Consider the following 11935-nt stretch of genomic DNA (forward strand, 5'->3'; position numbering starts at 1 on the left):
GCAGCCTTCCTACGAAGCGCTCCCTCGCTGAGATTTGCGGAGGACAGGAAGAATCCGGCATCAGGAGCCACCGGCTCGAGCTGAGCGACGCTGAGCATCTTGCGGGCCGTGCAGATCGCGGCCGACGTCACAGGCAGCCCGAGCCAATCTTCGACGCGCTGAATGGCCTTGAGCGATGGCATTTGAACGCAGGGGACAGCACGACGGCGTCGACCCCTCCGATATCGAGTCTGGCAACGTCGTCGATAAGCAGATCTGGATCGCGCCGACCGATGGCAACGTTGTCATCGACCGACAACGAATCGAGTCCTTCACGATGATGCCTTCGTTTTGGATGTAATCGACAACGAGGTCCGTCAGCGGTCTGACGTAGGGCGTTACGACGGATATCGAACGCACACCGCTGCGCTTGAGTTCGTCAACGAGCGCTCCGACCGAGGTAACGACCGGCACGTCGCGGCCTTCGCGCTTGAGAACATCGTAAAGCTGGGCCTCGGATTTTCTGTGATATCCGGCACCCATCGACGTGATGACCACCAGGCAGGCATAGCCGACGACATCCACGGGCGCGTCAGCCAATTCCGCGGCGCACCTGATGCTATCCCGGTCCATGGCTTCCAATTCGGCCTTGACGACCTTCTTCATCCTCATCCGACTGGAATGGAACGTAAGTGTGGCGTCACGCATTCCCGCCGATTCCCTGGCGCGAACAAGCGCCGGAATTTCGGTTTCCATGGTCGTGTTCGAGCTCGGCACGATCTGACCGATCTGGACTATTCGCTTGGGCACTGATCTCACCTCGCCGGCTCATCATTAGAAAGCGCTTCTGTTCCAACCAATCGCGGATGTTCTGACCAGCTATCAGTTAGATAGTCAGTCGCGCTCCTTCCGACAACGCGTCGTCGCTCCTCTGGGTAGCCCGGAGGCCCGCTGTCGTTATCGCATCCCTCAACGCAACGCGGGAATCATCCATCAGCAGATCTCTCCCCCTCTGCGATCTGTTTCCATTATGAGGCCGGCAATTCGTCGCGTCAAACTGTTTTTCGACACAAATGTCGAACTTTATCGACGTCGATAAAACTTCTGTGGTCGAGTTTGCTGTCGGCTATTCTGCGAGCCAAAACTCTACACAAAGCGGAAGACATCGTTGGAGAGAGTTGGAGTTCGCCACGCGATTGCGGGTGTCGTTTGTCAATCGCTGGACGGCTTTAGGAATACGTCAACGCTGGTGTTCTCACCACAGAGACGCTCGTTTCCGCTTTTGCCGACGCTGTCAGAGCGCACCCGAACCGGCCTGCCCGCTCCGAGACGGATTGGTGCTGCACCTACTCCTAGCTTGACGTCGTCACCGACAAGGCTGCTTCGGCCTTCCTCCGCCTCGGTCCCGAGCCCCAGGATCGGATTCTCTTTCAGTTGCCGAACTCGAAAGAACTGGTGATCGCGCTCATCGCCTGCCTCAAGGCCGGCCTGATCCCGGTCTGCACGCTCGCAGCTCACCGCCAGATCGAAATTGGCTATCTCGGAAGGCATGCCTCCGCGCGCGCTCACATCGTGCCTGGGCTTGATCCGCGGTTCGACTTCATCTCCTTTGCCGAGGACATGCGGCAGCAAATTCCCTCCCTGCAGATCACGATCGCAACCAAAGGAAGCGCAGCGTCGTTGAACGGCCGCGACCAGCACACAAAGATTTCAACGTGAGGTCGTGGGTTCGAGTCAATGGAGTGCTGCCGCCTTTCCCCACACTCGCCGAGCTTACGATACCTTCAATCTTGGGCATGACGAGCCAGATCAGCTTTGCGCGCGGCGCCCAAATGGTGAAAGGCCACGACCTCCGGTACACGACACGCGTGACGACGTACCGGCATGCTAGAACGCCTCGACCGTCCATTGCAAAGTGTCGGTCCTGCAGCTTCGACGTCAACGCCATCCAACAGCAGCACGCAGACGAGGAGAGGACTCGGACTCCGATTGCTCGAGGCGCGGAAGCCGTCACACGATCATTCGCATTCTAGTCACTTGCCACTGGCAGTGGCGTAGTAATCGAACAGCCGGCTCGCATCGCCGGAGAGCCAGTCCGCTTCACCGCTGATGTAGCCTTCGACCTGTCCAGTAACGCCGATCAGGAACGAGATCGGCATGCCGTATAGCGCGAACGGCGCTCAGCCTCCCCGCGGGCGCCGGCACGTGTGACCAGGCCTCCAGGATCGAACCCGATCGTGAGGCGATGAAGCTTCAGCTCCCTCACGAAAGGTGCGACCTTTGATCGATCGCGATCCGTCGCGATTGCGATGACCGCGAGGTCGGGCCGGCCGATTGTCGCCAGCCGATCCAACATCGGCAATTCGGTCCGGCAGGCCGGGCACCAGGTCGCCCAGAAGTTGACGAGCACTACCGTCCCCCTAAGGGAGGTCAGATCGAGCACGCCTCCGGAGAGACGCCGGATCGGGACGGGCGGGACCGGCCTTGCGCCGCGAAGCTCTATGAACTGATGCCGAACTGTTGTGAATGGAGGCGGTTCGCCGGCCTCGCTGTCCGATATAACTGGCATTGCCAGCGCGGCGCCCGCGCCTGCTAACCGCGCAACGAAGGCGCGGCGTGTTGTAATCTGATCAGACATCATGAAAGGGTTCGCTGCGCAGTATTGATCCGATTGTCATGACCGGATGTACGACCAACCGTCTTCCTGCAATTCGATAATGCGCCCAGGTCCGCTCGGCACGAGATCGACGTTGTCGATAAGGGTGATCGGATGACCCTCGGCTCGCTCCATGCCGAGCTTCGTCGCCTCGCAGACCACGAAACGAATGTTCGGATTCACCGCGCTTACTACTCGCAGCAGATCTTTCACCGGCGAAGTATCGGTACGGAGCATGTGAACGCCGAGGTTGTAGGCGACCACCTCGATCGTGGACGGTTCGTTGCGCTCCTGGAAATATCTCGGGAGGTTGAGGGCCGTCGATATCAGCGCGCGCATCGTGGTGGGATCATCGCTATTGATCGGCAACACCAGGCGATGCATCCGAGGTGGAGCGGGCTTGGTCGGCGATTTCGAGACCGCAGAGACCGAATCGGTCAGCAGCAGGGTCGCGGTGAAGGGCACAACGAGAGCGAGAGTGAACGCAACAGGAATTGTCAGTTGGCAGAAAGAAAAGCGCATCCCGACAGCCTCAAAGAACTTTGGTGGAGGAGACGTCCTCGTGCTCCGATTGAGCGTCAAGGCGACCGATCCGGACGATCTAATGTCCGTGCGTTTAGCGCGGTGTGCGCCTTCGGCTAGATCACGCGGATCAGCTTTTCTTTGGACAAACCATATTTCGGTCTGATCTTGTCAGCATCAGATCGATAGCCAATCGCCATCATCACAACGGGCGTCAGTGCCGTCTAAAGATGGATCGCCTTTGCAAGCTTGCCGGGAAGAAAGCCCTCCATTAGGCACGCGTCGATTCCCAGTTCAGCGGCCGCCACGAGAGCAAAGCCAAGCGCGATATAGGCTTGGCGCGCGGCCCATGCTTCCCTGCTTGCGGTCAGCGTGCGGATCGCCACACCGATCTTGGTGTTCCTCCGTAACATCGCGACGTTTTCGGGTGGACCGCCATTTGCCAATGCTGCAGCAAACAGCCGTTCGGCGCGGTCGCGAAAATTGGGGCGAGCCGAAAATACCAGAACGTGGGACGACGTCGTCGTTTGCTCCTGCCCGAACGACGCTTTGCGGATATTTTCCTTGATCGAAGGATTGGAAACGACCGTCACATGGAAACGCTGCATTCCCGAGGAGGTCGGGGCAAGCCGGATCACTTCGAGCAAAGCTTCCAGATCAGCGTCGGATACCTTCCGGGCCGGATCAAAAGTCTTGGTCGCATGACGCCAGCGAAGTGCTCCCAGGACTTGCGTCACCGAGAAGGTCGAGGCTGTGTTTGAATTCACGGAGGAAAGTGAGGTAGGTGTGGGCATGGAAAGACACTTCTTCTGGTTTGTTTGAGATGGCTGGATCGATGGCAGTTCTGACCATGAAGATCAGCGCGACGGGGCACGTCCGATCTGTCCAACTCGGCCCCGCGTCGTCCGGCGCTTCACCGTGGATGACGCCGCAGCCGGCGCGCTTTATTGCACCTCGCCCGGGCCCATCGCACTGATATTGCCAAGGCTGTCCTTGTGCACGGTGCGCCCTTCGAGGAGCAGACTGAGCGTTTCGATGCCGGCGTGAGGATGGGCCGACGCGCCCTTGGCTTCGCGGGGGCGGACCTCGATCGGACCGAAGTGATCAAGGAAGATGAAGGGCCCAATGGCATCAAAGGCAGGAGATGGGATGACGCGACGAGCCTCGAAACCATCTCCTTCGAGGGTATGGCAGGCGGCATGAAGCGTCGAGATTTTGCGCGCGCGAACAAGTATCACGGTGTTCATGGGGAGGTCTCGTTTGAACGATTGTCAATCGGGTATCCTCCTTTCAAATTTCAGAAAATATGGATAATATAGAAAACACTATTCAGGATCTTAGAAATGAAGCTTGGCACCCCCACATTCGATCAGCTGCAGATCCTCTGCCACTGTGGTCGAATGCGGCAGCATTTTGAGATGACCGACCGCGCCTTTCACCATGCGCTGGTGGCGCCCTGCGCGATGCCGCGCCTACTCGCGAGCCTCGACGTACTGCAACTTGCAAATTCTCGTCTGGTGTTCGCGATGGCGCGAAGTAACGGCTGGCGACCGCGCTCCAATCAGGATCGCCGGCTGATTCTGCAGGCAGTGCGGGCGCGCAATGTCGATCAGGACCGGAACCTGCTCGCGCGCCACATTCAAACAATTGAGCGCCTCGCCCTTCCAGCGTCCTGACCAGGAATGAGATCTGGCGAGTTCCGTTTCAGGTGATCGCAAGGCCCAACCACCGACCATCTTGCCGTGTGATCCGGCATGCCGCGCTAGCATTGCGGTTGGCTCGATCCCAAGCTAGTCATGCGCCAACTTGCGACATCACCTTACGGTCACTACCCATGATTTGTCATATCGTCTTCTTCACCGCCAAGGATAAGGCCCATATCGACCAAATAATCGAAGGCCTGTCGGTTCTGACCACCATCCCACACGCACGCCGGCTCGAGGTTGCATGCAATCGCAAGACCGACCAGCTCGGCAATGATATCGACGTGGTTGTCTATGGTGAGTTCGACAACGAAGCGGACCTCGCAGCGTACAAGGCGCATGATCTGTACCAGGAATCGATTCGGCGGGTACGACCACTCCGGGAGCTGCGGTTCGCGGCCGACTACAACGTATCAGCGGATGTGCGTTTCGCCTCAACGGAAGCGACAAGCCAAGCCGCTCGGCGCAACGTGCCTACTGGCGGGGGTTAGCCTGACAATCGGTCTCAAAAGCTTGCGTGGCCCCGACGACCGTCACTCTCGTCGGGGTGGGGATCACGATCGGAGCGCGTCTCAAAGCACGCCAGTCGTCGGTGACTGACAGCCCGATGCACGTTCGCGAGCTGCAGTGGATTGATCCTGTCACAGCGATGCGATGTCTCGCGCATCGGCCGCACCTTACGTTTCTCGATAGCGCGGCAAGGCATGAGTTGCTTGGGCGCTACTCATATCTGGCCTGCGACCCATTCAGCACCTACATGATCGCGGACGGACGAGCGAGTTGCAAAGGAGAGGTTCTCGAGGGCGATCCGTGGGGAGCTCTTCGCAACCTGCTCGCCAAGTATTCGGAGGAACATCGTCCCGATCTCCCGCCGTTCCAGGGAGGCGCAGCCGGCTTCCTCTCTTGTGATCTGAACAGGACACTGCAGCGATTGCCCGCGCCGGCAATTCCCCCGCCTTCGATATTGCGTAAGGCGCGACGGTGCCGGCCACGCGCAGGCCCAGAATGGATGCGATGTTGACGATCGAGCTCTTGATGTCATCTCGGCTTTTCGTCGGGAGTAATCCCTGACCACGGCATGGGGCAGGATCAAGAAGCTGCCATCGTCGAGCCCCTTCAGCGCGGCCAGAGCCACGTCTCGCGGCGACAGGATTCCGTCGGCGCTTTCCGGGCCTGACGGAATATCGTTCAGGAGCGGCGTGTCCACGCCTTGGGGGCACAGCACGGCAACACGGATGCCCTGGTCGCGGTGGCCGAAGGCGAGGTTTTCCGCAAGGCCGATGCCCGCGTGCTTCGTCGTACCATAGACGGCGCTGCCGACCTGGTTGAGCAGGCCGGCTGCGGACGCGGTCTGAAGAAAGATCCCGCCTCATTTCGCGACCATCCGCGGCAGAAGGAAACGCGCGGCCCCGACGTGCGCCATGACGTTGATGTGCCAGGATTGCTGCCAGGTGTCGTCGGACGCGAAGGCCGCATTGTCCGCAGCATGATGGCGGCACGGTCGGCGCCACGCTGGCTGCCGGCGAAGGTCCGCCGTCCCAAGGCGATGCCTCTCAATGCGCGCTCGGCACAATTGTTGGTCAAGCAGATCCTGCCATCGTCGAGGAAGCGGGCGAAGTCGTCCCAGCGCCTGAGCAGGTAATTCATAGGCTTTAAGACCTCGGAGGAGCGCGAGAGGGTTTCGCGCTCACGCAGCAACCAGACGTGCATGTCCTCGAGAAGCGGCTTGCTCTGTTCCTGGCGCACGGCACGCCGCTCCTCGGCGCCGCGGCCGTTGATGGCGCGCTCGATCTCGAACAATGCATCCAGGCGTCTGACCGCCTGCAGCGCGATCGGAGAGACCGGTTTGCCCTTCTTACCTTCCCGAGCATTTTTCTCGATGTCGGCCAGCTCGAAGAAGCCCCGTCGTGCATGGGCAAAGCAAAATGCCGGCGTAATCGGCCGCGCCTTCTTCTGCGGATCGAACAGCGGTTCGAACCCGCTGTAGCAATCGGCTTGCAGGATACCACCGAAGGCGACCAGATGCTTCTGGGGATGCTCGCCTCGTCGGTCGCTCGAGGCGTAATAGACCGCCGCCGGCGGCGCGGGCCCGGCGAAGGGCCGGTCATCCCGCACATAAGTCCAGATCCGTCCGGTGGTACACTTGCCCTTCGCCAGGATACGGATGGTGGGGTGAGTAGGCCGGGGGGATTTCACCTCCGGCCTCTCGCAGAACCAGGGCGTGAGGCTCTCACCTCACCCGGCTCCCATCAGGCAAGCTTGTCGCCAATACCGAGTTGCCAGTGAGCAAAGAGTCTGCGGTTCTCGCGAGCGATCTTCTCCAGGAAGATGCGAGCGCGCCCCAACCGATGGCGGAAGCGCTTGTACTTTCGTTTCAACCAGATAGCTATTGTTTGGTTGATGTAGCGGGCCATCGGATATAGCGCCGAGCGCATGTATTGCCCGTAGTACGCGATCCACCCCCGAACTATCGGGTTTAGTTCGCGGGCAATGTCGTCCAGCGTCAGATTTGGCCGCCGACGAAAGTTCAAGTCTCGGATCGTTGCCCGCATCGCGTTCAGCACTGACTTGCTGACCGCCGGAGTGAACCCGCAGAAAATTTTTTGCGAGTACGGCCCCCGGACTGACCTCGGCCTGAAGCAATATCCGAGAAAGTCGAACATGACCGTCTCGCTCTTGCCTTGGCGTCGATCGTCCTTGCAGTAGACAATCCTCGTCTTCGTCGGATGCAATTCCAGACGACACTCGGCCAGTCGAATTTTCAGCGCTTCGCAAACGCTCTGCGCCTCCACCTCACTCTGGCAGTGTATCAACCCGTCGTCAGCATACCGGCACCACCTGAGTTCGGGAACGTTCGTGCCATCCAGAGATCAAATGTATAGTGCATGAAGAGATTGGCGAGAATCGGGCTCACTACTCCCCCTTGCGGGGTGCCGCAGCTTCGCTCGACGACAGCTCCATCCTCTTGCACAATCGGCGCTGTCAGCCATCGTTCGATGTAGAGCAACGCCCACTCGCACTTTACATGCTTCCGGACAGCCCGCAGCAGAAGCTCGTGGTCAATGTTGTCAAACAGTCCCTTGATATCGAACTCTAGAACCCAGTCGTATTTCCAGCAACGCTTGCGCGTGACGCCTACGGCATCAAGAGCCGATTTGCCCGGCCTATAACCGTAGGAATCCGCCAGAAAGATTGCGTCCAGAGTCGGTTCAATGAGTTGTTTGGCAACTGTTTGTGCCACGCGATCCGCCACAGTTGGCACCCCGAGGATCCTTTGGCCTCCGCTCTTCTTCGGAATGGAGACGGCACGAACAGGTGGCGGGAAGTAGGCGCCTGAGCTCATTCGATTCCAAATCTTGTAGGGGTTACTCTTCAAGTCGGATTCAAATTCCTCAATCGTCACTCCGTCGACACCGGCTGCGCCACCATTGGATCGCACCTGCAGATACGCTTCGTACACCTTTCCTTTGTCGATGTTGAACGGCTTGCTTGGCTGGTTCACCGCCGTCCTCCTGTTGCCAGTTGCAACGATGGCCAGCCCACCTGATCCGATCCCTTCGCTCCAGCCCCATTACGAGCCTTCGTCACTTGTACGGATCGGTCCGCCCCAGTGCTCCGCATCGGTACTCTTGCCTCGCGGTTTTCTCCGCTTGTGCTTCTCCCTTTGCATCGGAGCGACTGGTTCCTGCAGTTCCGCGACAACGCCTGCATCCGATTCACGCCCCCTCAACGCCGGTCGCCGCCCGCCCAATCATCAGGCTTCCAGCGGACTGATCCCAGAGGGACGACACACCTCTGGTTTTGACGACGATTTCCATGTTACGACGCTTCATCGGCGGGTTCATTTTCATTCGGATGCTCATCCGCTCGGGTATTTCCCGATCGTTAGCTTCAACGCTCACGACCGCGCCTCTTAAGCGAAGCCGCTTGAAGTGATTTGGGACCTCCTCCTGAAAACCGATCCCGAGGGGCCTTCCCTCATCGCTGTCACAGCTTGTGCTCACAGATTATCAGATCATCACGATCATCCTTTCTGTGTGCTTCTGCAGCACACTGTCATCGCCATGAAGGCGCTCGGCCGCGAGCACATGGCGTTCGATCAAATGAAAGAGCGGCATGACGGCGAAGGTGCCGTGGCCGACCTGGTCGGCCAGGGTCGACAACGACAGGTCGATCCCCTCGGCCTAGAAGCGCGCACTCTGGCGGTTGAGCGGGATATGCATGCCGAATTTGTCGAACAGGATCGTCGCCAGCAATTGTGGGCCAATGAAGCCGCGCGGCGTGGCATGGAACGGCGCGGGCGGCTGGCTGATCTTCTCGCAATCGCGGCAGGTGAACTTGTCCCGTACCGTCTCGATCAACTTGAAGCGGCGTGGGATCTCCTCCAGCGTCTTGGTCACATCCTCGCCGATCTTCGCCAGCCGCGATCCACCGCAGCAGGCGCAGCTCGTTGGAGCCTCCATGACGACGCGCTCGCGTTCGATGTCATCCGGCCATGGCTTGCGCACCGGCCGCTTGCGCGTGAAGGAACGGACGTTCTGCGTCTTCGCCGCTGCGGCCTGCGCCGCAAGCTCATCCTCGCTCGCCGTGGTAACGAGTTCCTCGAGCTCCAGCTCCAACTGCTCGAGCAGCCGTGCCGTGCGCTCGGAGCGCGGCCCGTACAGTTCGCGTTTGAGCTTCTCGATCCGCAGCTCAAGATGCGCAATCAGCGCCTCGTTGTCCGACAGCTCCGCCCGCACACTGGCAGCCACCGCTTCAGCATGTAGCCGCGCCTCACGCTCGGCCTGCAGCGCCGCCAGGGCACTCGCAAGGTCCGATGGAAGATCGTCCGGCTTCGATATCATGACGCCAGTGAATCAGATCAAGCCGCAGATTCAAACCATAAAACGCTATCCGACCCGCGTTGGACGCTGGGTTTCTTGTGGGTTGCGCCAATCGATCCCGGACAACAGATAGCTCAACTGCGCCGGCGAGATCGTTACTGATTCACCGGCAACCGATGGCCAGATGAACTTTCCTCTCTCGAGCCTTTTGGTAAACAGGCATGCTCCCTGGCCATCGTGCCAGATCACCTTCACAAGATCGCTGCGGCGACCGCGGAAGACGAACAGATGACCGTTGAGCGGGTCTTTGTGCAGCACCTCCTGCACCTGGAGTGCCAACGACGGAAAGCCTCGGCGCATATCGGTGTAGCCTGTCGCGAGCCTCACTCGCGCGCCTGTCGGAACGGGGATCATCGGCGCACCAGGGGCATCGAGAACGCGACGCAGCGCGTCTCCATCAACCTCGCCATTGACCCGGATGCGGTGTCCGCTACCAAGATCAATCTCGATGATGCCATGGCTCCTCCGTCGACGCGCCGGGGCCGTCGTCAATGGCGCTTCGGTCAGATCGTGCGGCGGCACAGACGGCCCAATCTCGACTGGCACGAACGGAGCTATACTCGTCTCAGCGTGCTTGCAAAGCTCTTTGCGCCACCTGAACAGCTGGCTCACATGAAGGCCGGCCATGCGAACCACCTCGGAAACAGTGGCTCCGGGCTCGAGCGACGCTGCAACTAGCCGTTCCTTCTCGTCTCGCGACCATCGCCGCCGCCGCTCGACCGATGTGATCACCTCCGCCCGCGAAATCGTCATAGCGCTTCTCCTAGGATTACCCCTAGGACCTGCAGCGCTCGCCTCCGTCAAACAAGGCGGCCCTCAACGGAGGGATGCCTCCAAGCTTTCGCGTCTATGACCTACCGAGCGGCGGAAGTACATTCGAACGGGTATGCACCCCACCGGCCACCAAGTCTCGCTCGAAAGGCTCGAAGAGCTCCGTCGCATATATAAGGAAGTTTCCGCCAAAGAGATCAGCACGGAAGAAGCGACTGACATGGGCATCGTCTTCTAGCGCTTTATAGACTCCTCTCGCGGCCCGTGCCGAGCATGACCGGGGAAAATTTCTCCTTCGTCCCCACCTCCGGCTCAAAGCGCTCCCGAAGAAGTCTGATAACGTGTAAGATGTGTTGATTTCCTTCGAATCATATTCGGCTCAGTGAGTCCAGGTCGTGTGCCCCGGCGCGACAGCTCGGTGCCGCGCCGGGGCTGTGCTCCCTCTCGGCCGACCGAGGGCAAGCGGCTGAAGTTGATCAGCAAAGAGGTCGCACATCAGCAAAGCACAAGCGTGCGGGCAATGTGCCGCCCAGGCTGCTCCGGCTCCATCGGCGGCTAGTGAACCGCGCAAGCCTCAGCCATTCACCAGAGAGCTGCAGCAGTTGCGGTTTGTTGACCGACAAACCATTTTCGCAGCTTGCTACCGGCATTGCTCGGCTCGCGTGCGGAGAATTTCTGCATGATCGGCCATGCTTATTACACGGTCGAGGGCTCGCTCCTGCGCCAGTTGGCCCCTCCTCAAATCCCCATTCAACATTTCGATCAAAGCCGTTTAGAACCGCATGAGGAAAGTCGTAGGTTTGACGAGGTCCAACGTGCCTAGGAGGCCGGACCTCGTGGCCTCAATAGCCCGAAGGCCGCTCGGCACACCGCAACATAGCTCGGCTACTTCAGTTTTGCCTTGATCTAGATCACTCGCGAGCCACTTTTCTTCCCGCTTGCGGCTGTGCCAGCGTTCGTGCCGCCGATTTTCCGAGGGCACTCGGGCGCAGTCTGCTTCTTCGCCTAACGTTTAAAGCTCCTGTTGCGATTGTTTCTATTTCGGTGCTCGTCAATCAGTGTTAGCGAGGCGCAACGCACTACCTGCTCCCCCTTTGAATCTAGGGCTATCGCATATGGGCGAGGGCGCAGAGAAGGAAGTCGTTGTTCCATCTGGCCTGGAGCATTTTGTGGCTGATGCGAGCAGGTCCTGGGGTAGCCTGCAGGATGTTGATGGCGAGCTTGCGGATGACGGCGAGGTTTTCCGGCGCGTGATCCTTGCGGCTGCGGCAGGCATCTTCATCGAACACCGTATCGAGGACCCAGTGCAGGTTGTTCTCGATGCCCCAGTGGGCGCGCACGACCGCGAGCAGCTTCTTGGCCGACAGCAGGCACGAGGCCAGGAAGTATCGGACCTTGTGCTTGGCGGTCTTGCCGGCATT

At 59.6% G+C, this 11935-nt stretch carries 11 protein-coding genes and 6 pseudogenes; 4 read left to right on the plus strand and 13 right to left on the minus strand.

Translation table 11 applies throughout. The features are described 5' to 3' along the window. Positions 1-60 precede the first annotated feature (60 nt). Complete coding sequence (locus tag I6F35_RS28595; protein WP_275945505.1) at positions 61-735, minus strand: hypothetical protein; 675 nt, start codon at positions 733-735, stop codon at positions 61-63. Between the two features lie 627 nt (positions 736-1362). On the opposite strand from I6F35_RS28595, the pseudogene I6F35_RS28600 reads away from it, so the two are divergent. Beyond that, positions 1363-1698, plus strand: a pseudogene (locus tag I6F35_RS28600) (AMP-binding protein); the annotation flags it as partial. Between the two features lie 314 nt (positions 1699-2012). On the opposite strand, the gene I6F35_RS40285 reads toward I6F35_RS28600, so the two are convergent. From I6F35_RS40285 to I6F35_RS28620, 5 genes are all read right to left on the minus strand, one after another. Then, entirely contained in the window at positions 2013-2138 is a 126-nt protein-coding gene (locus I6F35_RS40285; protein ID WP_275945506.1) for a hypothetical protein, read from the minus strand. Further along, positions 2120-2620, minus strand: a complete 501-nt coding sequence (locus tag I6F35_RS28605; protein ID WP_346283207.1) for a TlpA disulfide reductase family protein — start codon at positions 2618-2620, stop codon at positions 2120-2122. Before I6F35_RS28605 ends, I6F35_RS40285 begins: the two co-directional genes overlap by 19 nt. Before the next feature lie 33 nt (positions 2621-2653). After that, positions 2654-3157 carry a hypothetical protein gene (locus I6F35_RS28610; RefSeq protein WP_225120995.1) on the minus strand — a complete coding sequence of 168 codons (504 nt, stop codon included), beginning with the start codon at positions 3155-3157 and terminating at the stop codon, positions 2654-2656. A gap of 224 nt (positions 3158-3381) precedes the next feature. Then, positions 3382-3951, minus strand: coding sequence for a nitroreductase family protein (locus I6F35_RS28615; protein WP_225120996.1), 570 nt, complete (start codon positions 3949-3951; stop codon positions 3382-3384). A 150-nt stretch (positions 3952-4101) separates the two neighbouring features. Next, complete coding sequence (locus I6F35_RS28620) at positions 4102-4404, minus strand: pirin family protein (RefSeq protein WP_225120997.1); 303 nt, start codon at positions 4402-4404, stop codon at positions 4102-4104. A gap of 165 nt (positions 4405-4569) precedes the next feature. Here I6F35_RS28620 and I6F35_RS28625 point away from each other — a divergent pair. The 3 genes and pseudogenes from I6F35_RS28625 to I6F35_RS28635 form a co-directional block, all read left to right on the plus strand. Beyond that, positions 4570-4833, plus strand: a pseudogene (locus I6F35_RS28625) (FCD domain-containing protein); the annotation flags it as partial. 158 nt (positions 4834-4991) lie between these two features. Continuing rightward, entirely contained in the window at positions 4992-5351 is a 360-nt protein-coding gene (locus I6F35_RS28630) for a Dabb family protein (RefSeq protein ID WP_225120998.1), read from the plus strand. A gap of 116 nt (positions 5352-5467) precedes the next feature. Beyond that, positions 5468-5881 carry a hypothetical protein gene (locus tag I6F35_RS28635; protein ID WP_225121007.1) on the plus strand — a complete coding sequence of 138 codons (414 nt, stop codon included), beginning with the start codon at positions 5468-5470 and terminating at the stop codon, positions 5879-5881. Between the two features lie 21 nt (positions 5882-5902). Here the strand turns inward: I6F35_RS28635 and I6F35_RS28640 are convergent. From I6F35_RS28640 to I6F35_RS28675, 7 genes and pseudogenes are all read right to left on the minus strand, one after another. Continuing rightward, positions 5903-6337: pseudogene (locus tag I6F35_RS28640) on the minus strand (SDR family oxidoreductase); the annotation flags it as partial. 5 nt (positions 6338-6342) lie between these two features. Then, positions 6343-7029 (minus strand): annotated as a pseudogene (locus I6F35_RS28645) (IS66 family transposase); the annotation flags it as partial. An 80-nt stretch (positions 7030-7109) separates the two neighbouring features. Further along, positions 7110-8362 (minus strand): annotated as a pseudogene (gene ltrA / locus I6F35_RS28650) (group II intron reverse transcriptase/maturase). A 214-nt stretch (positions 8363-8576) separates the two neighbouring features. After that, positions 8577-8762: a hypothetical protein gene (locus I6F35_RS28655; RefSeq protein WP_225120999.1), complete on the minus strand. Its 186-nt coding sequence runs from the start codon at positions 8760-8762 to the stop codon at positions 8577-8579. Positions 8763-8906: 144 nt separating this feature from the next. Next, positions 8907-9704: pseudogene (locus I6F35_RS28660) on the minus strand (transposase); the annotation flags it as partial. Between the two features lie 45 nt (positions 9705-9749). Then, complete coding sequence (gene tnpB, locus I6F35_RS40585; protein ID WP_346283208.1) at positions 9750-10496, minus strand: IS66 family insertion sequence element accessory protein TnpB; 747 nt, start codon at positions 10494-10496, stop codon at positions 9750-9752. Between the two features lie 1124 nt (positions 10497-11620). After that, positions 11621-11935: ISAs1 family transposase (locus I6F35_RS28675; RefSeq protein WP_275945507.1), on the minus strand; the 315-nt coding region annotated here is incomplete at its 5' end.

Origin of the sequence: Bradyrhizobium sp. BRP22 (assembly GCF_020194175.1) — a bacterium.
Lineage (GTDB): Bacteria > Pseudomonadota > Alphaproteobacteria > Rhizobiales > Xanthobacteraceae > Bradyrhizobium.

Bases quoted from the DNA above. Each gene is read 5' to 3' on its own strand.
- I6F35_RS28595 (WP_275945505.1), bottom strand. From the start codon at position 735: ATGGAAACCGAAATTCCGGCGCTTGTTCGCGCCAGGGAATCGGCGGGA.
- I6F35_RS40285 (WP_275945506.1), bottom strand. From the start codon at position 2,138: ATGCCGATCTCGTTCCTGATCGGCGTTACTGGACAGGTCGAAGGCTAC.
- I6F35_RS28605 (WP_346283207.1), bottom strand. From the start codon at position 2,620: ATGATGTCTGATCAGATTACAACACGCCGCGCCTTCGTTGCGCGGTTA.
- I6F35_RS28610 (WP_225120995.1), bottom strand. From the start codon at position 3,157: ATGCGCTTTTCTTTCTGCCAACTGACAATTCCTGTTGCGTTCACTCTC.
- I6F35_RS28615 (WP_225120996.1), bottom strand. From the start codon at position 3,951: ATGCCCACACCTACCTCACTTTCCTCCGTGAATTCAAACACAGCCTCG.
- I6F35_RS28620 (WP_225120997.1), bottom strand. From the start codon at position 4,404: ATGAACACCGTGATACTTGTTCGCGCGCGCAAAATCTCGACGCTTCAT.
- I6F35_RS28630 (WP_225120998.1), top strand. From the start codon at position 4,992: ATGATTTGTCATATCGTCTTCTTCACCGCCAAGGATAAGGCCCATATC.
- I6F35_RS28635 (WP_225121007.1), top strand. From the start codon at position 5,468: ATGCACGTTCGCGAGCTGCAGTGGATTGATCCTGTCACAGCGATGCGA.
- tnpB (WP_346283208.1), bottom strand. From the start codon at position 10,496: ATGACGATTTCGCGGGCGGAGGTGATCACATCGGTCGAGCGGCGGCGG.